Annotated in this window: 12 protein-coding genes and 2 tRNA genes; 10 read left to right on the top strand and 4 right to left on the bottom strand. The window is 56.1% G+C overall.

The window, feature by feature from the left end; translation table 11 throughout:
- Positions 1-235: 235 nt before the first annotated feature.
- A tRNA-Pro gene (locus H8274_RS07295) sits at positions 236-309 on the bottom strand.
- Positions 310-797: 488 nt separating this feature from the next.
- On the opposite strand from H8274_RS07295, the gene H8274_RS07290 reads away from it, so the two are divergent.
- From H8274_RS07290 to H8274_RS07250, 9 genes are all read left to right on the top strand, one after another.
- A tRNA-Gly gene (locus H8274_RS07290) sits at positions 798-871 on the top strand.
- Positions 872-2,915: 2,044 nt separating this feature from the next.
- Positions 2,916-3,800 (top strand): LysR family transcriptional regulator, encoded by an 885-nt coding sequence (locus H8274_RS07285; RefSeq protein WP_074660735.1) that lies wholly within the window; start codon positions 2,916-2,918, stop codon positions 3,798-3,800.
- Between the two features lie 547 nt (positions 3,801-4,347).
- Entirely contained in the window at positions 4,348-4,989 is a 642-nt protein-coding gene (locus tag H8274_RS07280) for a GNAT family N-acetyltransferase (RefSeq protein ID WP_049618793.1), read from the top strand.
- Positions 4,990-5,425: 436 nt separating this feature from the next.
- The gene (gene tig, locus H8274_RS07275) at positions 5,426-7,030 is read left to right on the top strand and encodes a trigger factor (RefSeq protein WP_231583023.1); all 1,605 of its coding nucleotides are present in this window, start codon (positions 5,426-5,428) and stop codon (positions 7,028-7,030) included.
- 395 nt (positions 7,031-7,425) lie between these two features.
- Positions 7,426-10,389: a metallophosphoesterase family protein gene (locus H8274_RS07270; RefSeq protein ID WP_185934187.1), complete on the top strand. Its 2,964-nt coding sequence runs from the start codon at positions 7,426-7,428 to the stop codon at positions 10,387-10,389.
- Positions 10,390-11,026: 637 nt separating this feature from the next.
- On the top strand, positions 11,027-11,644 hold the full coding sequence (locus tag H8274_RS07265) for a ClpP family protease (RefSeq protein WP_049618790.1): 618 nt from the start codon (positions 11,027-11,029) through the stop codon (positions 11,642-11,644).
- 87 nt (positions 11,645-11,731) lie between these two features.
- Positions 11,732-12,358, top strand: coding sequence for an ATP-dependent Clp protease proteolytic subunit (locus H8274_RS07260; RefSeq protein WP_049618829.1), 627 nt, complete (start codon positions 11,732-11,734; stop codon positions 12,356-12,358).
- Positions 12,359-12,774: 416 nt separating this feature from the next.
- Positions 12,775-14,043 (top strand): ATP-dependent Clp protease ATP-binding subunit ClpX, encoded by a 1,269-nt coding sequence (clpX, locus tag H8274_RS07255; protein WP_049618789.1) that lies wholly within the window; start codon positions 12,775-12,777, stop codon positions 14,041-14,043.
- A 475-nt stretch (positions 14,044-14,518) separates the two neighbouring features.
- Positions 14,519-14,827 carry a chorismate mutase gene (locus H8274_RS07250; RefSeq protein ID WP_049618788.1) on the top strand — a complete coding sequence of 103 codons (309 nt, stop codon included), beginning with the start codon at positions 14,519-14,521 and terminating at the stop codon, positions 14,825-14,827.
- A 426-nt stretch (positions 14,828-15,253) separates the two neighbouring features.
- Here the strand turns inward: H8274_RS07250 and H8274_RS07245 are convergent, their stop codons facing one another.
- From H8274_RS07245 to valS, 3 genes are all read right to left on the bottom strand, one after another.
- On the bottom strand, positions 15,254-17,071 hold the full coding sequence (locus H8274_RS07245; protein ID WP_049618787.1) for an AMP-dependent synthetase/ligase: 1,818 nt from the start codon (positions 17,069-17,071) through the stop codon (positions 15,254-15,256).
- A gap of 383 nt (positions 17,072-17,454) precedes the next feature.
- Complete coding sequence (locus H8274_RS07240) at positions 17,455-19,629, bottom strand: AMP-dependent synthetase/ligase (protein ID WP_338067700.1); 2,175 nt, start codon at positions 19,627-19,629, stop codon at positions 17,455-17,457.
- Between the two features lie 732 nt (positions 19,630-20,361).
- A complete protein-coding gene (valS, locus tag H8274_RS07235; protein ID WP_185934186.1) occupies positions 20,362-23,058 on the bottom strand; it encodes a valine--tRNA ligase in 2,697 nt (898 codons plus the stop codon).
- A gap of 320 nt (positions 23,059-23,378) precedes the next feature.
- On the opposite strand from valS, the gene proC reads away from it, so the two are divergent.
- On the top strand, positions 23,379-24,221 hold the full coding sequence (proC, locus tag H8274_RS07230; RefSeq protein ID WP_244924567.1) for a pyrroline-5-carboxylate reductase: 843 nt from the start codon (positions 23,379-23,381) through the stop codon (positions 24,219-24,221).
- Positions 24,222-24,389 lie beyond the last annotated feature (168 nt).

Here is a 24,389-nt window from a genome sequence, read left to right as displayed (position 1 = left end):
GCACCAATTCCGCGGTTTCAGCGATATCACCCAGCACAATTTAGGCCCTTTCGGTGAGTTTCGTGTACGACGTCGTACAACCCGTTTCGTGTAGATCGCAACTGTGCGATGCGCTCTCGAGAAACTCGGTGTACAAGGTAACAGCAGTACGCACAAGCGAGCCAATCGCAGTTGGTAGTGCAAGGAAAAGTTAGGATCCCTCGGCATGCGGGAGATGCTGAGGGATCCTACAGAGTCGGGACGGCGGGATTTGAACCCACGACCCCCTGTACCCAAAACAGGTGCGCTACCAAGCTGCGCCACGTCCCGTCTGGCAAAAACACCAAACAACTGCTCCATTGTATGCGAAGATCGGCCGGCGCGGCGCGTTATTTTTCTCATGTAGAGCCGCAGGGCGGGTACCAATTCCGAGGTTTGTGTGAATTGCGGTTGCAAAAACTCCTTCACCCAACCGGTTGGCAAAACTTGGGAATACGTGAGGCTATGGGTACGCCCGGGGAATAGGGAGCCTGGGGAGTAGAGATACGTGAGGCTGCGGATACGCCGGAGAAAGTGGGGATCGCTGAGGCGACTGAAATATCAGTCGAGGCCGGCTAGGAAGCAGAGAAAATGGCCGGTAGGGAAGCAACCTGCCATGGGCCAGAGGCTCTGCGCAAGGCAGGCTCCGCGCAAGGCAAGCTCTGCGCCGGGCAACCGTTGCTCGCACCTCAGTCAGTGTGATGTAAGATACGGCGTGCGCGAGGTGTTTTCCTGGTATAGTATCCAAGTCGCATTCAATATGTTCGAACTGCGATTACGCGAGTGTAGTTCAATGGTAGAACCTCAGCCTTCCAAGCTGATGATGCGGGTTCGATTCCCGTCACTCGCTCCATTTATTCCCCAGCGGAGCGGCCAAAAGTTTCCAGCAAGCTGGCCAAAGAAAACCCATAACGAACGATGGTGGTATAACGCCGCGCGTGAATCATGCATCTTCAACCCGCCAATCGCGGCAGTGGCGGGAGCTGTAACAGGTATAGAGCAACCGGTATAAGTCAACGTCTATAGGTCCGATGCGGCGGATGCTGGCGTACCAGGGTCGTGCTGTATCTCCGTGCGGGGAGCAAGAATTTGCTGTTGGAGCCTGCATCCTTTTAGTGCCGGGAGCCGGGTTAGTGCCCGAAGCCTGGTTAGTGCCGGAAGCCGGGGTTACTGCAGCAAGTTTGGGTTAGTGCCGGAAGCCTGGGTTCCTGCAGCAAGTTCGGGGTTAGTGCCGCAAGCCGGGCTAGTACAACAAGCCCAGGAGACGTGGCCAAATTCTCTTCGAACGCTGTACATGTTCTGTATAGACCCGTCCGGCACAAAACAGGGCTAGCGAGTATCTCGGGTTTTCAGTTCGGGCGTTTTGGGTTTCTCCTCAGAGACTAGTTAGATGCCACTCCAAAAGGTAATCGGGAAAAGACGCTCGCGGTGCAGGGCATCCCTATGTAAAACCGGCCGGCATCAGGCCTACCGGAGCCCGCAGATGCACACCATACTGGAGCGATCTCCGAGTGGCGGCTTTGCGACTAGCCCGTTGCTGTTCCCAACATTCCGCCAGCTGCTATCAGTGAATCGCCGGCTGCTACAAGCAAACCGCCAGCCGCTCTCAATAAACGAACGGCTGCTATAAGCAAACCGGTGACTGCATAAGCAACCGCGCTCCTGTCAGCGCTCCAGCAGCCGCTAAAACAATTCGGCAGCGGTTACCAAAACGATTGCCAAGTAACCCCGCGCTCCTTAGACCCGTAGGAGCGCTGTTATCCTGCGTACACGTTCACAAAGCTACTCCAGCTAAAAACCTCAGCTCACCCGCAAGCGCGTAGTGTTCAGCGCCGGCACTGCCAGAATAATCAGGTTTATCTTCACTTTGGAACGGGGCGACGCCGCACCTCGCGGTTGTGAGCGCTTAGGTTTTCGAGCGCATGGGATTCAAAAAACTGGTGGTTACGATGCTGTGCTGCTTGGGGTGCGGTGTGGCTGGGTTTACGGCAGCGCTTGATCGCGGTGCGTCTCGGGTTCTGGCGTTGCCTAGGTTGTGGTCGTGTGTGATTCCGGCTCTGCATGGCTCATGATGCTGCCGTTCACTGCGGTACTTGATTGCGATCCGGTCTAGGTTCTGACGCTGCCTGGTTGGGGTGCTGCTTGCTTTGGTTATAGCCAGATTGGGCCCGGTACAGGCGCGCGCGTAGACGCGCCCTAGCTGTAGACGAAATGCGCTCTATCGAAGGAGGGTACAGGCGCGCGCGTAGACGCGCCAGAAGCGCACGAATGACCCAAAAGCGCGGAAGAGCTTCAAAAACTACAATCAGGCATCTCGCGAAAAACTTGACGTGCTGCATTTTGAGGTTGAAGCTGAAGAAGTGCCTGTTCAGGCAGGTTGTTTTTGCCGAAGCATAATCAGCTTGGCGAACTATCCACAGAAAAATAGATTTTTAAAGCAAGCTGGGTGAACCCAGCTTCGCTCAAAAGTGGTCCACCGCACGCCAGGGTTAGCTCTTTCTAATGTTTGCCGAATTGCAAAAGGGGGTTATCTTGCGCGCCTCACGGCCACCCTTTGCGGCACTGCTGAGAGCTTGCCGCACGCGCAAATTTTGGAAGGCGTAGAATTTGCCCCTTCCGGCTATTATTAGAGTGGTATTTACAATCCGCAGGTCAATGAGCCTGTAGGGGCCGCGCGAGAGCTCCCATAAACGGCGATCCGCAAACCATAACGGTGGGACGCGCTAGCCGTGCGGCGTCGGCCTGGAGCAGATGGGCGAGCGGCGAAAAGATCGAAATCGCGGAAATGGTTCGCAGAAGAAGCAAAAGACTGAAATGTGGCGGCGGTAACTGTACAGGCCTGTGGATAAATCCAAAACAGACGTGAAGTTGTAGATAGCGCCGGTTATTCTGTGGCTATGAGGCATGACCTTAGTCCTGACGCGATGCGATACGCAATTATGGTTTCCCGCACCGGCTCGTTCACATTGGCGGCCCAAGTGTTCGGGATGGCACAACCGACCCTGTCCCTCGCGGTCCGTAAGTTGGAAAAACAACTCGGCGCCGAAATGTTTACCCGAACGTCCTACGGCACCACGATGACGCCCTTTGGTGAGCGGGTGATTCCGCTGATGCAAAGAGCGCTTGACGCGCTTTCGGACGCGGCTACGGAGGGCAAGCGATGGCTGAATGAGCAAAAGCGGTTCCTACGCATCGGCGTTTCTGACCTCATTGGCGGCGACGTTATCGGGCGACTCTATGCGGCCATCCGCGAACTGCCAGAACGGCACGATCTGGCGATTATAGAGGGACCCATGGAGAGCCTGCGTAGCAGACTGCGCAAGTCAAATTTCGACCTAATAATCGGACCGGGGGCCGGAAGGTGCGGCGGGCTCGTGAGCCGGCGTGTGATTTCCGAGCCAATCGCAGTGGTTAAAATGCGGCCCGGCAGAAGAGAAATGATTGAGTTCAATGAAATCGCACAACGAAATTTTATTATGCCCAACCCTGATAATGGCCTCGGGGATTTTATTCAAACGTTCTTCCAAGAACGACTTTTTAAACTCAATACGTATTTTGATGAGGCTGACAGCCTACGCAGGATGGAGGAGTGGGCGCGCGAAGGGAAAGGCATTGCGCTCATCCCGCAATCCATGGTTAACCCGGAAGAATACAAGTGTCCGCTCTTGAAAGATAATGGCCGTCTGGTCGAAATCACCCACGAGGTGGCTTGGCGTCCCGATACCCGCCTAGCTCCGGTGCTTGAATATGTCGTTTCCCGGCTAATCGAGAGGCGACTCTAGGAGCCAGTTCTTCGGCACTTTTTGGGGTCTTTGGCCTCCTTTTGGGCGTCGTTCGGAGGTTCCTGCTTGAAGTGGTTGCTTAAAGTGGCTGCTTAAAGTTCCTGCTTGAAGTTCCTGCTTGAAGTGAATGCTTTGAGGCGTCTGCTTCGCGGTGTTTGCTTTGAGGCATTTGCTAAGGGGAGCCTAATTAAGGGTGTAGGTTCAGGAGGGTTCTTCGTTGGGCGTTTACGCGCGGCGAGTTTGCCCGGGTTTTAGAAAGATTTGCTCGGGGAACGTCTCCTGGGTGTTGCGGATACGTTGCGGTTCCTGGGTGTGGCGGATACGTTGCGGTTTTTGGCTGGACGGTAAAGAACGACGACGGGTATCGGGCCGCGCGCTCCCCGCGCCGTAGTTTTCACGAAGAATGTTCTACCAAGGGCAGTTCGACTAATTTGTCCGCGAAACGGTATGTTGGTGTTACCGGCCCGGATCGACAAGGCACCGCGTACGGCGTCGGCCTATGTAGGCTGTTAATGCGAAAGCGGATGGCGCGTGCCAGAATACGGGTGTGGATGATGCTTTCAAGGTTGCGAATGATATTTTCGAGTTGCAAACGCGACACCTGGATTTGACGGGGTGGCGGCGCGGAGACGCGGAAAAATGGGCTGCTATTAATGAAGATAGCAAGGCTCGGGAATTCATCTCTGGTTCCTTTGATTCCAACCACGCTTTGGATGAGATCTCCATGTTCCAGGGTGATCTCATTAATCACGGTTTTGGGTTGTGGGCGGTGCGTGTGCGGTACGGTCTGCGTGACCATGGAGAAGTGGTTTTGCGGCCGGGGGATTTGATTGGTTTTGCGGGGGTGACGGCGGCACCGTTGCCGGAAGGGGAGACGTTGTTGTACGCCGGCAAACCAATTCAGTGGCAGCTTTCGTGGTGTCTTGATCGTGAAGTGTGGGGCATGGGTTTGGCCACGGAAGCGGCGTTGAAAGTGCGCGATTACATGTTTGGGGTGATCAGGCTTCCGGTAATTGCGGCCTGTGCTCCGGCTGTGCATGGGGCCAGCCTGCGCGTCATGGAAAAAATCGGCCTCAAAGACGCGGGAACGTACGAGGAAAAGATGATGCCCGAAGAGATGCGGGAAACCGTGGTGCGGGCCATGAGTTACGAAGAGTGGCTTGCACATATCCAACACGCGCTCGCCTGAGGGCGAGTAGGTTTTCTTTGAGCGCGCACAAATCGCGGAATTAGTACGAGAGCGCGCACCCACTTGCGACTAATTCCGCGATTTACGTATCCACGAATGGCTTAAGTAGACACTCTCGAATCGTGGAATTGGTTTGAAGCTTGGTTTGTGAAACGAAAACGCGGAATTGGTGCGGAGGAGAGAAATGGAAGGCTTTTGGCTCATCGCGCGCAAAGAGCTCGTGTGTAAGAATCCTCACGGCCAGTTTTCCCTCCGTGCCGACTAATTCCGAGGTTTGCGTAACGCGCTCCACTTAAAGCGCGGCCCTATGGGCGCGCACGGAACCGCGGAATTAGCTTAGAATTAGCGGGTATGCCTGAACGCGAATGCGCTTCAGGCCTGTCAGTGGCCACGTGCCTTCAAGCGGGGCGATTTTCGCCCCTTACATACGTAGTACATGGAGAAAGTAGTGAAGAGCTCCTACGAACTTCTCGAAGAGACCCGAGCAAAGGTGTCTATCGAGGTTCCCTTCGAAGAATTTAAGCCCGAAATTGATAAGGCTGCCAAGAAAATTGGTAAACAGGTCCAGATTCCCGGCTTTAGGCGCGGGCATGTTCCCACGCGCGTGTTGGAAGCCCAAATCGGGCGGGAAGCGATCGTGGAGCAAGCCGCGAACGACGCTATGGACAACTATTACACGCAGGCACTGACCGAAAACGAGTTGGTGCCTCTCGGGAGCCCGGCGGTCGACGTCGTCGAACTTCCGCTCGATCCGGGTTCCGAGACCCCCTTCTCCTTCGACGTTACCGTGGATATTCGCCCCGAGATTATCCTTCCAAACCCGGCGGATATTACGCTCGAAGTCGATCCGGCTTCGGTGAATGAGGACGACGTCGAAAAGGAACTCACGGACCTGCGGGAACGTTTCGCTTCCTTGAAGACGGCGGATCGGGCCGCGGCCGACGGGGACTATGTGACAATCGATTTGACGGCAACGATTGCAGGCGAGGAAGTGGATTCCGCTTCCGGCGTTTCTTATCGCGTGGGTGCCGGCAACATGATCGACGGTCTGGATGAGGCTCTTACCGGCCATAGCGCTGGCGAGGAAGTCACCTTCACTTCGACGCTGGTTGGCGGCGAACACGAAGGTGAAGAAGCTGAGGTTTCTGTCAAGATTGAAAAGGTACAGGAACCTGATCTGCCGGAAGCTGACGATGACTTCGCCCAGATGGCGTCGGAGTTTGACACGATCGATGAGCTGCGCGCCAGCTTGCAGGAAAAGGCAGAAAAGGCGGCGAAGGAAGCCCAGATTGCGCAAGCGCGGGGCAAGTTGCTCGAGCACTTGCGGGAAGTCGTGGACGTGCCGCTTTCGGATTCGCTGATTGATGCCCAGGTTGAACAGCATCTGCAGGCCGAAGGTAAGGAAGGCGACGACGAACACGGCGAAGAGATCCGTGACGATCTTGCTTCCAGTCTGCGCGATCAGCTCATGCTTGACGTCCTGGCCGATAAGTTCGGCGTGCAGGTGCAGCAAGATGAACTGCTCAACTTCTTGGTGCAGCAGTCTCAGTTGTACGGCATGGATGCGAACCAGTTCCTTTCCGCGGTTATGCAAACCGGCCAGGTGGGGGCCTTCTCCGGGGAACTTACCCGCGGTAAGGCGCTCATTTCTGCCCTGCGCCTAGCCACGGTAGTAGACACCGACGGGCAAGACGTAGACGTTATCGCGGTAGTTGGGGAAAAGCCGGAAGAAGAAAACGCGGAACCTGACTTCTCGCAGGAACGCAAGCGTCCGGCCCCGAAGAAGTCTGCGGCCAAGAAGGCGGCGGCTAGCACCGCGAAGTCGGAAGAAACCGACGCCGCAGCGGAAACCGAAACCGCGGAAGCGGAAACTGTAGATGCGGGTGACGACGACGCTTTTGATCCGGCTGATGCGAAGATTGACGACGTAATGGAATACGTCGAGGGCCAGGACGCGGCGGAAGTGCAGCGTGTGCTGGAAGCCGAAAAGGCCGGCAAGGCGCGCAAGTCGCTCATCGCCAAGCTGGAGAAGCTGATCTAATCAGGATCTAACGGCGGCCCGAAGCCCTCCCGGATTGGATACAAGACGGGGATGCTAAAAGCCAAAATGTAATACCGAAAAGCGCGTGTGGGTATGCTCAGAGCACACCCACACGCGCTTTTCTTTCCCCAGGGGGACCAATTCCGCGATTTCGGTGCGTCGGTTGTGGACTTCGGCGCGTCGGTTGGGGTTCTCTGTGTAACTGGTGTGGGACGGTGTGCTTCTTCTTTTCTTCTCGTGTGGCGCTAGTTGCACCGGGGTGACGAGACACTCTCGCGGAAATCGCGGAATTGGTGCACCGAGTGAGCGGGTGCTGGAATTTCTTTCTTGGTTACCAAAAATTTACGAGGATTCCGTACTTTTAACGCGTCAACCACGCGATTGGAAAGGCAAACATGCAATCCTCGAAACTGCGCAAAACGGTGGCGGCAATGGTTAGCTTTGCTTTCCTTCCGGCCGCCTTGTGGGCCGTGCCGACGCCGGCCCAGGCGGAGCCCGTTCTGCAGCCAGGGGTGGACTCGCCCGCCTTGGCTTCTACGAACGAAAACCCGACAGTTGTTGACGGGCGTACCGTCCCGTTAGATCCACGGCCCGGCTTCCGGGTTCTTCCGTATCTGCAACGTCCCTCGGATACAGGGATAACAATCAATTGGTTTACCGAACTTGGAACGGAAGCGAAAATCACCGTCACCGGTCCGGGACTGCCTGCAGAAGGAAAAACCGAAACAGTAGCCGGTGTGCATAACCCGGTCAACGATTATCAAGATTATGAACTGACGCAGGGCGATCTTACCCGGAACAAAGAACTAAGAGTTCCGCAAGGAGCCTGGATCCGGGCAGACAAGCCGTACAAATACAGCGTCGACCTGACCGGCTTGCAAACTAATTCCGCGTATCAGTACACCGTAGAGGTGGATGGGTATGCGCATTCTGCATCTTTCCGTACGCTTCCTACTCCAGGTAGCGAACTCGTAGAGCCCATACACATTATTGCTTTCTCGGATACTGAAACTGACCCGATTGGCCGGGTGACCTACCGCGAATGGGAACAGACCTTGAATCTTGCGGAGGGCTCGGAGGAGCGACCCGGTGCCGGTTCTGCTTGGGATCAGAAATTCGGTGGTAGTACGCGTAACGGAAAATATGCCGTGAATTACGCGGTGACGGAGGATCAGGCGCAACGACTAAATAATGCAGCTATTGCGCAAGCCGCGCCGGATCTGCTTCTGCTCCCCGGTGATATCGCGGAAAGAGCTTCCTCGCAAAGCCATTGGGATGAATGGTTCCGCTATTTCGCGGGGGATCAGGGCCATATTCTTGACTCTATTCCGGTGATTACTTCTCTCGGTAACCACGAAGTTTATGGTTACGGAACCCCGGAGGATCGGACCGCGGTGATTCGGGCGCGCGCCGCTTATAACCAGGTTTTTGATACCCACGGTTCTGATAATGCGAATGCTCGCGATGCCTACCATCGCACGGATTATGGCCCGGTTACCGTTATTTCTTTAGATTCGACGAACGGTCAGCCGGACCAATCGCCTAATTCGGAATCTGCGCCGGCCCCGATGACGGGTAATGATGCAAATATTACAAAGGAACAACTCGGTACCGACACGCAGAACCAGTTTACGATGGAGGAAATTAGGCGCGATTTCCCGAAAACGGTAGAGCTGGGCTGGTGGGGAGAGGGGCAAGACCCTAATTCTGTAGATCAGCCCGATTTTATGCCGGGTTCCGAGCAGTACAAGTGGCTGGAAAAGCAGTTGCAGGACGCGCGTGCGAAGGGACAAACGATCGTCGTGCAGTACCACCACGTGGCCTATTCGAATGGCGTGCATGGCACCACGATGGGCCATGAACATGCGGACCAACAGCCGGGAACGCCGATGCGCCACCTGCAGCCGCTTTTTGAAAAGTATGGTGTGGCCGCGGTGTTTTCTGGGCATGATGAAATGTTCCAGGCTTCCTATGTTGATGAGAATAACGACGGCGTGGGCGTCTACCACTGGGATGTGGGCGTGGCTTCCGATGGGCTACGCGGCGAGAAGATGGTCCAGCAGGAGGATGGCACTTACGCACCTTTGCGTTTCAACACGCATTCGGTGTGGATGGCCCAGGCGGATGAACCCGAAAAGTGGGAGACCAACGAGGCTGGAGTCAAGCATTTGGTTTCGGGCGGAAAACATTACGGACATCTAGATATTAAGATCGCTCCATATACGGGGCCGGCCCTCGATTCTGGCAAACAACCAGCAGCGAGCATGGTGATGACACCGATTTCGCTGTTCCCGATTTTGGACGATAACTATGACCTCGAGCGCGTCGAGCGCCGCGTACTAGAATCCGGGATCCAAACGGTTTACCTGGATGACAATGGCCTCCCGCTTGCCGGCAAACCCGTTTCTACTAATTCCGAGGTTTCTGCCGAGAGTGGGGACGAGGTAAAGGACGACGCCGGCCAGACCGGTGCCGACGACGTCGGCCAGACCGGTGCTGAAGGTACCGAGACCGGAACAGAGACGGGTGCTGAAGGTACCGAGACCGGTGCCGAGACTGGCGCTGAAGACGTCGGCCAGACCGGTGCTGAAGGTACCGAGACCGGAACAGAGACCGGTGCTGAAGGTACCGACAATCCTGCTAGCGAAAAGCCCGCTGGTGTGTGGGCGGTTGGTAATGATGCTCGTGGTGTGTTGTATGTGAATGCGTGGGGTCAGGGTAAGGCTGATCGTACGGTTAACTATGGTAACCCGAACGATGAAATCATCTTTGGTGACTGGGATGGTGACGGTATCGATACGCCGTTGGTGCGCCGGGGTAACGTGTTCTTGGGTACCAATGGCTTTGGTGGTGTAGCCGAGTTCGAGTTTGCCTACGGTAACGCCGGGGATGAAGTCCTGGTAGGGGACTGGAATGGTGATGGTAAGGACACTGTTGCCGTGGTTCGCGGTAACCAAGTGTTTGTGCGTAATTCGCTGACCAGCGGTGTTGCTGACGCGGTTTACGGTTATGGCAACCCGACCGATACCCTTATTGCGGGGGATTGGAACGGTGATGGTAAGGATACTTTGGCTGCTGTGCGTGGAAATATCTTCTACGTGCAAAGCAAGCTGGAAGATACCAAGGCACCGCTTGAGTTTGCTTATGGTACTGCTGGTGACCGCGTGATTGTTGGTGACTGGAACGGTGATGGCAAGGACGGGGTTGGCGTGGTACGCGGCAACCAGTTCTTCTTGAAGAACAAGCTGGCCACGGGCGCCGCTGATGAAGTCTTTGCCTACGGCAATGCGAAGGATGTTTCGGTGGTTGGTGATTGGGACGGGGACGGAATTGACACCCCGGCCGTAGACCGCCGCTAACACGAAGCTAACACCGCTAGCGCCGTAGCTAACACCGTAGCTAACACCGTAGCTAGCGCCGTTGCTAACATAAAGCCGGTTTTGAACCGCTAACGCCGCTAGCGCGGAATCAAACCGCTGGCGCCTAACAAGTAATGCGTAACGCGCTAGTGCCAAAGCAAACTGCTAGCGCGGAATCAAAACGCTAGCAGTGCGCAAGTAAACCGCTAGCGCCTAAGTAAATACGGAACCCGGGAGGTGCGAGGCCAGCCAGGCCCCGCACCTCCCGCTTTTTCTCCCGCGCACTAATTCCGCGATAAATGCGGGTTGGCACAAGAACACAAACCGCGGAATTGGTACCTAGAGGGTGGAGGATATGGGGCCGGGCAGGTCCGCTATGTGCCGCCTGCAGACAAGCACATCCTTATCCGCATAAATGAGCGATGGGGCGCAAGCGGCAAAAGTGGGTCTTGCCCGAGCAAGGCCTTCGGAATTGGTACTATGCGGGAGATGCGAGTAACCATGCGCCATAAGCGAAAAAGGGGCAACTTGGGATGATTCCGGTTTCATTCGACCGTTAAAGTCTTCAGTGGTGTTCAGGGCTCCAGTGGTCGCAAGGTGCCCGAAGGAAGGAATCTAAGTGCAAAACTCTGCAAGAATGGCAGCGGAGCAACCGAATATGCTCGGTGACTCGGTGTACCAGCGGCTCCTAAAGTCGCGAATCATTTGGTTGGGTTCTGAGGTTAAGCAGGAGAACGCAAACGAGATTTGCGCGCAGCTTATGCTTCTGGCCGCGGAAGATCCCGATAGCGATATCTACCTGTATATTAATTCTCCTGGCGGTTCCGTTACTGCTGGCATGGCCATTTATGACACGATGCAGTACGTGCAACCCGACGTCGTGACTGTGGGCATGGGCATGGCCGCCTCGATGGGCCAGTTCTTGCTTTCCGCTGGCACGAAGGGGAAGCGGTACATTACCCCGCATACGCGCGTGCTGATGCACCAGCCATCGGGCGGTGCGGGCGGCGTCGCGGCCGATATCCGGATTAACGCAGACCTCATCTTGGCAATGAAGCGTGAACTTTCGGAATTGAATGCTGAGCACACTGGAAAGAGTGTGGAGCAGATTCTCCAGGATTCCGAGCGCGACCGCTGGTTCACCGCCCAAGAGGCCTTGGAATACGGCTTTGTGGATCACATTATTCAACCGTCTCAGGCCATGCTCAAGGGTGAAAAATCAGACTCTGATAACAATGCGGAAGGCGATAGGTAAATGAATATCAATTTTAGTTCGGCGGGTGATTCACTGCGCGCGTTTGCCGGTTCCTCCCGCACCCTACCCGTGGGAAGGGCCTCTGACATGCCCGAATCTCGCTATATTCTCCCGGATTTCGAAGAACGCACCCCGTACGGGTATAAGCGTTCGAATCCGTATACGAAGCTTTTTGAGGATCGTATTATCTTCCTTGGTGTGCAGGTGGATGATGCGTCTGCCGACGACGTAATGGCACAGCTTCTGGTACTTGAATCGATGGACCCTAATTCGCCGGTGACTATGTACATCAACTCGCCGGGTGGCTCCTTCACGGCCCTTACTGCGATCTACGACACGATGCAGTACATCAAGCCGCAGATTCAAACGGTATGCCTGGGGCAGGCAGCTTCGGCCGCAGCGGTGCTGCTTGCGGGCGGTTCTCCGGGACGGCGCTTGGCTCTGCCCAATGCACGCGTCTTGATCCACCAACCGGCGATGGAAGGCACGCAGGGCCAGGCCACCGACATTGGGATTATTGCAGACGAGCTTGATCGGATGACGGACTGGCTGGTCAACACCTTGGCCTTCCATTCTGGGCAAGACCCGGAAACCATTCGTTCCGATATTCAGCGGGACAAGATTCTTACCGCGCAGCAGGCGAAGGAATACGGACTCGTCGATCAGGTGCTCGAATCGCGCAAGGAAGAGACTCCGGCGCAGATCGTCAAGTAGCACCGGCAAGTAGTATCGCCAAGTAGTATCGATCAACTTTTGTAAGAAGGTCCCGGGAAGTGTAGTGCCTCCCGGGACCTTTGCGTACCTATCTCCGCATACCAATTCCGCGGTTTCGGCGAAGCCGTCAACCAATTCCGCGGTTTGTGTTGGTGGGTCATTGATTTCGCGGTCCCAGAAATATGGTGTGCCGATTCCATTGGTCCAGAAGCATGGCCACCAATTCCGCGTTTTGTGGGGCATTTCGAGAATTTTCGAGCGCGGCGTCGTTATTCATGGTTTGGCCTGCGCAAATGCTATCGGCCTCGGCTGCGTGTGCTCGGCGCGCCACGAACAGGTCTAACGCTTCTTCCGCAGGAATTGTATTGTGGTGGTGTCGTTAGGAAAATGTAGGCGACCAAGGAGAATGTTGTTTTATGGCGCGCACGGTAGACGCTGCGGAAACCCTGAAGTGTTCGTTCTGCATGAAAAGTCAGCGGCAAGTTAAGAAGCTGATTACCGGTTCCGGAGTCTACATTTGCAATGAATGCATTGAGCTGTGCAATGAGATTATTCAGGAGGAGCTGGGAGACGGGGAAGGGAAACTCGCGCCGTCGAAGTTGCCAACTCCGGTCGAGATTTTCGATTTCCTCAACGAATACGTGATTGGCCAAGAAGAAGCCAAACGTACTCTCTCGGTGGCGGTTTACAACCACTACAAGCGGCTTCGCGAGCTAAATAAACCAAAGAAACAGGCGCAGAAGAACGACGTCGAAATTGGTAAATCGAACATTTTACTCCTTGGACCTACAGGAACCGGGAAAACATATCTGGCGCAGTCACTGGCCCGTATGTTGGACGTCCCGTTCGCCATTGCGGACGCGACGGCGCTGACTGAGGCCGGGTACGTTGGGGAAGACGTCGAAAACGTCTTGTTGCGGCTTATCCAAGCCGCCGGTGATGACGTCAAACGCGCCGAAAGTGGCATTATTTATATCGACGAAATCGATAAGATTTCGCGCAAATCGGAAAATCCTTCGATTACGCGTGATGTTTCGGGCGAAGGCGTGCAGCAGGCTTTGCTCAAGATTATCGAGGGAACGGTAGCTTCGGTTCCGCCGCAAGGTGGGCGAAAGCATCCGCAAGGCGATTATATTCAAATCGATACGTCTAATATTCTATTTATTTGCGCGGGCGCTTTTGATGGAATTTCGCAGATTATCGCGCAACGGGCCGGCAGTGGCGGGATCGGTTTTGGGGCACGCTTGCACGACGTAGAGGCCGCACCGGACCAGCTCGCTGACGTCACGCCAGATGATCTCCATCGTTTCGGGCTGATCCCCGAGCTAGTGGGGCGGTTGCCGGTGATCGCCACCGTAAACGCGCTTACCGAAGCTGATCTTATTAAGATCCTCACCGAACCTAAGAATGCGCTAACCAAACAATATCGGAAGATGTTTGAGTTAGATGGGGTGGGGCTGGAGTTCGACGACGACGCCCTCCAAGCGATGGCGCACGAGGCCATGGAACGCGGCACCGGCGCACGCGGACTCCGCTCGATTATGGAACGGGTGCTGGCCAGTGCTATGTTCGAAGTGCCTTCGCGCGAAGACGTTTCAGACGTGGTGGTGACGCGAGCTGCCGTGCTCGGGGAAGACGATACGGAATATATCTTGAAGGGAATGGCTTCAGACAAGACCGCCTGAGTGACGTTGCCGGGCCGTCTAAGGAAGCTGCCTCTGCAATCGGGGTTGGCCCCCGAACGGTTTAGGTCGGGGTTGGCCCCCGAGTAGTTCAAAACGCATTGACTAGCTGCTAACCATCCGTGCCACTAATTCCGCGATTTTGGTGGAGGTTGCGCCAGCGCTTCTACACGAACCTGAGCGAAGGCTGGCTTACTTGCACGTGCCGGCTACGCACGGGTTTTTGCTGATGCATGGGGCTGGCTTACACGCACGCTTTCGTTTACGTGCGGCTCGGTGGGCGCGGGTGCTGGTCGATTCATCGTTAGCGTCCTTAACCCAGCGTTCGTGCGTTTCGGTGGGCGCGGGTGCTGGCCTTGGCTCGGGTCCTACTTATGTGTGTGGCTTTGGTTTACGCGCAGGCCCGCGTTATGGTCGGTACGCGTGCACTGCCACATGAAATAATTGCCCCTGGAAAACGATAACTAGGAGAGAAACGATGGTCGCGGAAGAAAGTTATGGAGTCCCGCCGAAGCTAGCGGAGTTTCGCCGGCAGCTCGACCAAATCGATAGAGAACTGGTAATTCTGCTCGCCCGCAGATTTCGCGTGACGGACGCCGTCGGGCATTACAAAGCGGAAAACGAGATGCCACCCGCCGATCCAGAACGGGAAAAGCGGCAACGGCACCGCATGCGTGAGCTGGCCGAACGCGAGGGATTGGACCCGGACTTTGTGGTGCGTATCCACTCGACCATCGTGGATGAAGCAACCGAAAACCACCGCCGCATCCAGCGCGACCAGCAATAAAAATTATCTAAAACTGGCGGCACCGCGCGAGTCACATTTCACGTGCTGGAAGCAGAGATCTGAACATGAGGCAATAAGAAAAAGGAAAATCGACGACGCCGAACGTCAAGCGGCTGGTGAGCCCCGCACATAGGAAATCAGGGGATGGGGCGTGGTCGGATTCGCATCGCCTGCTCTCGGCGGATTCACATCGCCCGCTCTCGGATGGGCTCGCAGCCGCGCAACTGGCACAGAAGGCCCAACCTTCACTCGGGGCGCGGTACGCCAGACCCGCAACCGCGGCGGGGAAGTTTGCTTCTGAGCTACCAGGCACAGAAAGCCCAACCCTCACTCGGGGCGCGGTAGTGTGCTGAACTGACATGCATATGCCAGAGCGGCCCGCGCGTAAAGATGACGCGCGGGCCGCCTAGTCTGCATCTTTTCTGTTTACTTTTGCGGCTTGGTGCCGTAGATCTGCTCGTCGATAACATTCGCGAAATCGCGGAGCACGAGCGCACGCTTCACCTTCAAAGAAGCCGTGAGATACCCATTTTGTACCGTGAAGTCGGTAGGTAGGATAACGAACTTACGGATCGACTCCGCTCGGGAAACATGCTGGTTGGCGCGCCTGACCGCGCGGTCAATCGCGTCAATAATCTCGGGGTCTTGAGCTGCTTCAACAACTGACTTCGATTCCAGTCCTTTGTTCTTCAGCCATACCGGCAGCATCTCCGCATCGAGCGTGATTAAAGCGCCAATAAATGGTTTCTCATCGCCCACAACCACCACTTGAGAAATTAGCGGATAGCCGCGCAGGCGGTCCTCCAAGGCAGCCGGAGCCACATTCTTCCCACCGGCGGTAACAATCAGCTCTTTCTTGCGGCCGGTGATCCACACGTATCCGTCCGAGTCGATATGTCCCACATCGCCGGTGCGGAACCAGCCGTCCGCGGTGAGAGATTCCGCGGTAGATTCGTCGTCGTTATTGTAACCAACAAAAACGTGATCACCCTTGGCAAGGATTTCGTTGTCTTCCGCGATAGCGACGTGGCACCCCGGATAGGCCGGACCCACGGAACCGATCTTTTGGTGGCCAATGCGGTTAACCGCGGTGGGGGCGGAAGTTTCGGTGGCACCGTAACCTTCGAGCACGAGGATGCCAATTCCACGGAAAAAGTGGCCGAGCCGCTCACCGAGCGGGGCACCCCCAGAAATCGCGTAAGAAATATGGCCGCCGAGTTTAGCGCGAATTTTGCGGTAGACGAGCCGTTCGCCCAAGGCGTGGGCAGCACGCAAAGCTGCTGAGGGGCCGGCGTCTGTGTCCTGCGCGCGCGAATAAGCAATGGCTACCTTGGCGTAATAACGGAAGATCTTTTGCTGTGGGCCGGAAGCCTGTGCGTCTGCCGCGTTATAAATCTTTTCGAAAACGCGTGGCACGGCCAATACATATTCCGGTTTGAAGGACTGTAGGTCCGCGACGAGGTTTTTCGTATCGGGCGAATAGGCAATTTCGCCACCCTGGTAGAGCGCTACCAGATTGATGAAACGTGCGAAAGAATGCGCCATGGGTAGGAATAGAATGGTTCGCTTTCCGATCAGGATCGGGGCGAGGCATTCGTCGAGGGGCCCGTTCATTGCCACGTGAAGAAGGTTGCGATGCGTAAGCTTTACCCCTTTCGGCTTTCCGGTGGTGCCGGAAGTGTAAATAATCGTGGCTAGATCGTCTGCGCGAATCGCGTCGGTGCGCCGGTCGATTTCGGCGTCGAGATCTACGGAACCGGTGGCTGAAATCTTAGTGAGATCGTCGTTTTCAATAACGTAAATGTTTTTGAAGTGCGCGAACTCGTCGAGCATAGGTGCGAGGGTGGCGCGCATTTGTTCATTTTCGACGACGCCGAAGGTGCAGGCCGCATCTTCAATGATCCAGCGCGCTTGGTCTGTAGAATCGGTTTCATAGATTGGGATGGCTTGGGCGCCGATGGACCACAGGGCGAAATCAACGAGCGTGAACTCGTAACGCGTGTGGGACATGAGCGCCACGTGATCGCCCGGTTGTACGCCCATGGCAATGAACCCTCGGGCTAGGGCGCGATAAGCGGATTCAAACGTGCGCCAAGTAATCGATGCCCAGCCCGCATAAGACCTGACCGCGATTGCCTTCCGATCCGGCTGTTCTCGCGCAATATTACGGAAAAGCCAAGGAATGCTCATCTCCTCGGTAATGTGGATCTTTCCCGGCGTGAAGCTTTCAGGGCGGTCCGCCATATTCCCTCCAGATTTTGCTCTAACTCAAATTAACCTACGGTTCCGTAACTAAGGTAACCGCTTGCGCGACCCGAGGTAGTGAAGATTTGATAAAAAATGCGTATATTCACATTTGGTCTTGCGTCTTCCGGCTCGATCCTGCACCACCAAACCTAAACCCAGAGACACCAATTCCGCGGTTTGTGCCGGGGCTGGCGCAGTTTGGTGCGGCTGGGTATGAACCTAAACCGCGGAATTAGTATCCCAGAGCGATGCTCAGGCACCAATTCCGCGGTTTGTGCGCAAGCGAACTTGGTTTGGTGCCGTTGAGTGTAGACGCAAACCGCGGAATTAGTAATCCAGAACGGCGCTCGGGGACCAATTCCGCGGTTTGTGCTCGGGCCTTATTTCCCGCCGTAAATCTCGTTTTCGATCACGTCCGCAAAGTCGCGTAATACCAGCTCTCGCTTGACCTTTAACGCAGGGGAGAGGTATCCGTTTTGGGGCGTGAAATCTGTGCTAAGAATCGTGAATTTCCGGATTGATTCGGCGCGCGAAACCGCGGAATTAGCACGTTGTATGGCGCGGTCTACAGCGGCCCGCACTTGCGGGTTTTCGGCCGCCTGTGCGAGCGACATCGGTGGCAAATTCTTGTTCTCTAGCCAGATCGGGAGCATATCGCGATCTAAGGTTATTAAAGCGCCAATAAAAGGCTTATTATCGCCCACTACTACTGCTTCCGAAATTAGTGGATGCGAACGCAGGCGATCTTCTAGCACCGCAGGGGAAACATTCTTCCCACCCGCGGTCACAATCAGTTGCTTAATTCGCCCGGTAACGTAGATGAAACCATCTTCGTCAATGCGTCCCAAATCACCGGTCTTATACCAGCCATCTTCCGTGAAGGCTGCGGCCGTGGCCTCCGGGTCATTCCAATATCCATCGAAGATGTGGTCACCTTTGGCCAGGATTTCGCCGTCGTCGGAAATCACCGCGCGTGTACCCGGATACGCCGGACCCACGGAACCAACTCGCATCCGCCCCGGCTGATTTACCGATATTGGCGCACATGTTTCTGTAGCTCCGTAACCTTCATAGATGGTAATGCCAACGCCGCGGAAGAAATGTGTTATCCGTTCGGAAAGTGGCGCTCCGCCAGACACCGTATGAGTGAGCTTGCCGCCCATCGCTGCCCGAATCTTCGAATAAACGAGCTTGTCGCCAACGGCGTGTGCCGCACGCAGGCCAGCGCGCGGTCCTTCCGGGGTCTCCAAAGCGCGTGAATACTCGATCGCTACCTTGGCGTAGTAGCGGAAAATCTTCTGCTTTGTGCCCGAATAGCGCGTGTCCAAAGAATTATAGACCTTTTCAAAAACCCGCGGCACGGCGAGTAAAAATCCTGGTTTGAAACTCTGGAAAGAGGAAACTAGATTCTTCGTATCCGGCTCATATGCAATGGGAACCGAATGATAAAGCGTCCCCACATTGATGAATCGCGCGAAAACATGCGCTAAGGGCAAGAATAGTAGCGTGCGCTTATTGGGGAAGAACATTTCCCGCATATTGTTATTCAGGGGTCCGTTAATTGCCTGGTGAAGCAGGTTCCGATGAGTGATGCGAGCGCCCTTTGGCCGCCCGGTCGTACCCGAAGTGTAAATAATCGTTACTAAATCAGAAGCCCGCAAAGCATCGATTCGTGCGTCCAACTCAAGATCCAAATCCCAAGAACCAAGCCGGATAATTCGAGTAAGATCGTCGGCCTCTATCACGTAGATTTCCCGTAGCGGGCCGGTAGTCGTCAACGGCGCTAGCATTCCGCGCATCTGTTCGTTTTCGACGACGGCGACCGCACAGCCCGAGTTTTCAATGATCCACGTTGCCTGTTCGGCAGAATCGGTCTCATAAATCGGGACGGAGACCGCGCCGATGGACCACAAAGCAGCGTCGAGCAAGGTGAATTCGTATCGGGTATGGCTCATAATGGCCACCCTGTCTCCCGGCACGATCCCATCCGCGATAAATCCGCGCGCCAAAGCCCGGTACTCCTGTTCAAAAGCCCGCCAAGTAATCATGGCCCAGGTTCCGTACTCGGTTTTTCGGCCGATAATTTCTTGATCGGGCATATTTCGGGCATTATTACGCAGCGCCCGCGGGATAGACATCTCCTCGGTTACTTCCACCGCACCCGGGGTAAAACTCACGGGATTTCCGTGCCGTGTTGCCTTCTCGTAGCGGATAGGAGCGGAATGCCGAGTTGTGCCCGACGCCGTTGCGGCCGAGTTCTGCTGAGCGCTCTCGGTTGTGTGGGCACCGGCTGTTTTGTTGGTGGCCGTTTCAATGCTGGCAGGTTCTGCATTAGTCGGCTTCGTGCTGGCCGGCTCGGTGAGGGGCGGCGCGTTGTGAAGCGACTTAGAATTTGGCATTTCGTGATCATTTGGCACATTTCGGGTCGGCTCGTTTTGCGCCGACTCACGGGTGGCCCGATTGGTGTTGGTGATAGACACTGAATCAGCATTTTCGGCAGCGTCTACATTGGCGCTGCCCTGCGATGTGTGCTCGGTTCGATCGTACAAGCTCACATGTACCTCCGTTCAAAACACCGTAACTCTAGCGGAGGTCAACGGTGTGCACATAAAACTCAGATAATTCTTCTGCGAGTGGAGCCGGAAAACAGCGGCGCAGGAAAATACAGCGGAGCGGAGAAAACACAGCGGAGTGGAGAAAGCACGCGGCGCCGGAAAATACAGCGGAGCGGAGAAAACACGCGGAGCCGGAAAACCGCGGAGCGGAGAAAACACAGACACCTGGGCGGGCGTTACTAGCGCATCCATTGGTGGACAGTGCATCTAGTAGTGAAGTAGCGCATCCAATAATGGAGCCGGTCAAGGAATCTAGTGCATTGGGCGGAGGAAGTAATCGAGGAATTAGGGGGAAATAATCGCGGAATTAGTAGTGACGCGTGCAGCTGGTGCAAACCACCCAAAGGGGAACGAAAGGGTCCGGTGCGGGAATTCGAGGATTTGAATTCCCGCACCGGACCCGGTTATTAGCTAGGTCTAGGCGGATGTCCGAAAGCCTAGGAGCTTCCGGGGAGTTTCCCCAGCGGAGTCTCCATAGGAGCCCCTAGTAGGAGCATCCTGCGTGGAAACCCCAGTAACAAAGCCCTAGCGCGACATTCTGTTCGGAAGCTCTAACAGAAATCCTGGGCGCAGCTTCCTGCTTGGTTTTCCTTACAGGAACGCAAAGGCTTGGAAGTCCTAAGCAGAATTCCAAGGGGAAACCAATAGCCACAACCTCGCCATAGCACTAGGCTATTTTTTCTTCTTTTCCTTGGGCTGTGGCGGATCGAGGCGAGAATCCTCGGCGTCCGCTGCCAGTTGCGATGTTTCTAGCTGACCCGCCTGGAACACGAGGTCCCCGCGCACATGCGCGGCCCCAACCAGATCCGGGCGCACCTGCTCGAGCGCGTCCTCCAAGCCCGGCACTGCGTCACTGTAGATCAGCACCGCATGTTCAAAGGTGGTACGTTGCGAAACCTTCGCGGCAGTCTTCAAGCCGCGCAAGGCCGCCAGGGCCTCGCCGGCAATTGCCAGAAGATCGGCGTCGCCCCCAGCGGCCGCCGTGCGGATTGGTTCGGAAACTGGCCAATCAGCGCGGTGCACGGAACCGGTGCGATACCAGCTCCACACTTCCTCGGTGGCGTAGGGGATGAACGGCGCGAGTAAACGCACGAAAGTATCGACGCCGATGCCGAGGGTGACGCGTGCCGATTCTGCTCCCGTGCCTTCGCCGTAAGCTCGATCCTTTACCAGCTCCAGGTAGTCGTCGCAGAACTCCCAGAACGCGGATTCGGTGACTTCGAGCGCTCGCGCGTGATCATATTCGTCGAAAGCCGTCGTCGCCGTATCCACCACATTTGCCAACTTGGCCAGGAAAGCGCGGTCGAGCGGCGTCGTAACTTTAGACAAATCGAGGTCAATCTGCGGCCCGCGACCGGTGCTATCCGGACGCCCAAAAACGCCGAAAGCAAACTTGGAAGCGTTTAGCACCTTCAGCGCCAGGCGGCGGCCCACCTTCATTTGCTGTTCGTCATAAGCGGCGTCGGTTCCCAAACGCGCAGCGGCGGCCCAGTAACGCACCGCGTCAGCCCCGTACTTTTCGAGCAAAGCCATCGGGGTAACCACGTTACCCTTTGACTTCGACATCTTCTTGTGATCGGGGTCCAGGATCCACCCAGAAATCGCGGCGTGCTCCCACGGGTTTTCCCCAAATTCAAGATGCGCGCGCACCATCGAGGAGAACAGCCAGGTGCGGATAATGTCCTGCCCCTGCGGGCGAACATCCATCGGATACACCTTATTGAACAGTTCTTCGTCGGTAAGCCACCCGGAGGCGATCTGCGCGGTAAGTGAGGAAGTGGCCCACGTGTCCATAATGTCCACTTCGGCCGCAAAGCCGCCCGGCTTCCCGCGCTGTTCCGCGGTATAACCAGCTGGCACGTCCACCGTGGGATCAATCGGCAAAACGGCCTCATCCGGCACCAAAACCTCGTCATAAAGGGTTTCGCCATTTTCGGAGATCCGGTACCAAACCGGGATCGGTACGCCGAAGAAACGCTGGCGGGAAATTAGCCAGTCAGTGTTCAGGCCCTCCACCCAGTTTTGGTAGCGCACGGACATAAACTCCGGGTGGAACTGCAGCTTTTTGCCTGCGGCAAGCATATTTTCGCGCAGTTCCTTGCCATTGCTTTCCACGTAGGAGCGGCCGCCGTTGCGGATGTACCACTGGCGTGAAGTGACGATTTCGAGCGGCTTATCGCCCTTTTCGAAGAAGTTCGTCATACGCTTGGTGGGCTTTGGTTCACCTTGCATTTCGCCGCTGGCCTGCGCGGCTTCCACTACGATCTGGCGGGCGGAGAAAGTGGTCTTTCCGGCTATATTTGCGTAAACCTCGCGACCATGCGCATCGGTAATCCACTCGGGGGTATCGCGAATAATACGGCCGTCCTTGCCGAGGATGGCACGGGTAGGTAGGTCTAGCTCACGCCACCAGGTTACGTCGGTGACGTCGCCGAAAGTACAGCACATCGCAATGCCGGCGCCCTTATCCATTTCCGCATCGCGGTGGGCAAGGACGGGCACTTCCATGCCGAAGATCGGGGTCTTCACGGTGGTGCCAAACAGGTGTTGATAACGTTCATCATCCGGGTGGGCGATGAGCGACACGCAAGCCGGAAGCAGTTCTGGACGCGTCGTTTCAATTGCTACATCTTCACTTTCCCCGTGGAAGAGGAGCGTGTGGTAGGCGCCGTCGTACTCCCGGGCCTCCAACTCTGCCTGCGCGACCGCGGTTTGGAAAGTAACATCCCATAAGCCAGGCGCTGCCGCCTGGTAGGCCTCGCCGCGCGCAAGGTTACGCAAGAACGCGGTTTGGGCTACCTTTTGGGCCTTATTACCGATTGTCTGATAATGCTGTTCCCAATCGATGGAGAGGCCGAGGTAACGCCACAGTGTCTCGAATTGCTTTTCGTCGTCAGCGGTAAGTTTCCAGCACAGTTCGATGAAGTTACGCCGCGAAACCGGTACCTGATCGCGGTACTTAATTGATTTGCCGTCGCCGCCTTCGTGCGGGGGCGTGAAATCAGGATCATAAGGAAGGGTCGGATCGCACCGGACGCCGTAGTAGTTCTGCACCCGCCGCTCGGTAGGCAATCCGTTATCGTCCCAGCCCATCGGGTAGAACACGGCCTTGCCACGCATCCGCTGGTAGCGGGCCATCGTATCGGTATGCGTGTAAGAAAACACGTGCCCGATGTGGAGGCTGCCGGAAACGGTGGGCGGCGGGGTATCAATCGAGTAGACGTCGGCGCGCTCGGCGCTCCGGTCGAACTTATAAGTTTCGTTCTCATCCCAGGCCTTACCCCATTTTTGTTCGAGGCCTTCGAGATTCGCGCGGTCCGGTACCTCCGTGTGATCGAGGAGTACGGACGGTTGGGTGAATTTAGTCATGGGCTCATTCTGTCACGCTGGCGCGGCGGCACGCCGTGGGTGTGGTAAGTATGACGGCCTGGCGGGTTTTTACCAATTCCGCGGTTTGTATTGGCTCCAATTCCGCGGTTTGTGCGTTCCTACTAATTCTGGGGTTTCTGTGTTGCCGCTGGTTACGCAGTTTGTGCGTTCCTACTAATTCCGAGGTTTGTGTGTTCCTGCTAATTCCGCGGTTTCGGCAAGTTTTTAGCAGCAGGGCCGCGTTCTTAGCAGCGGGGCCCCGCGTCGCCAAAATCCGGCTGCGGGCCAAACCCTGAGCTAAGCCGCCACTCCCAGTAAGGTTGACGGGAAGAGTTTTCGCAGAAATCACGGAAAGAGTAGCCATGATTGGTTTTATCGGAATTGGCAATCTTGGTGGGGCTTTGGCCCGTGGCCTTATCGCGGCGGGCACGGATCCACAGCGCCTCGTCGTCGCCGCCGGCAAGCCCGCGCACGCGCGTACGTTCGCAGCGGAAACCGGGGTGAACGTTGCCGCTTCTAACGCGGAATTAGTGGCGCAAGCCGGGTGCGGCGCAATTATCGTTCTTGCCGTAAAGCCGCAGATTATTGGCGCGGTTTTAGAAGAAATCCGGGCGGAAGCAAGCCGGCAACAAAGTGTAATTGTTTCGGTCGCAGCTGGGCGGGATCTGGGATTCTTGGCCTCGCATCTGGAAGCCGGACAAGCGATAGTGCGGACCATGCCAAATGTGTGCGCGGCAGTCGGAGAGTCGATGACGGGAATTGCGCGCAACGAATTTGTGAGCGATACGCAGCTCGCCCAGGTACGCGAGATTTTTGCGGCGGTGGGTCAAGTTGAAGATATTGACGAAGACCATTTTGGGGTCTTTTCCGCGCTCGCGGGTTGTTCACCCGCCTACGTTTTTACCTTTATTGACGCCCTTGCCCGGGCGGGGGTAAAAAATGGCCTGTCCAAGCAACTTTCGAGCCGGATAGCTGCGCAGGCGATGCTGGGGGCGGCGCGAATGGCACTGGAGTCCGATCTGTCTGCGGCCGATCTTGCTGATCTGGTGCAATCGCCCGGAGGGACCACCGTGGCCGGGGTAGTGGAGCTCGAACAGCGCGGTTTTGGGGCGGCTATCGTGGCCGGCGCCCAAGCTTCCATAGATAAAGACCGAAGCATGTAACGGCGTACAATTTATTCTTTGTTGCGGGTACGGCGCTGAGAATTGTGGGTACGACGCCGCCGCACAAATCGCGGAATTGGTAGCAACCTCAGCTCGTTTGGCACCAATTCCGCGGTTTGTGCGAACAGTATTGCCATTATCTACGCATCCGGGCCGTGCTTGTACCGC

Source organism: Actinobaculum suis (genome assembly GCF_900618115.1).
Lineage (GTDB): Bacteria > Actinomycetota > Actinomycetes > Actinomycetales > Actinomycetaceae > Actinobaculum > Actinobaculum suis.
Note: the sequence above shows the minus strand (reverse complement) of the source record. Positions and strands in the feature narration are given on the sequence as shown.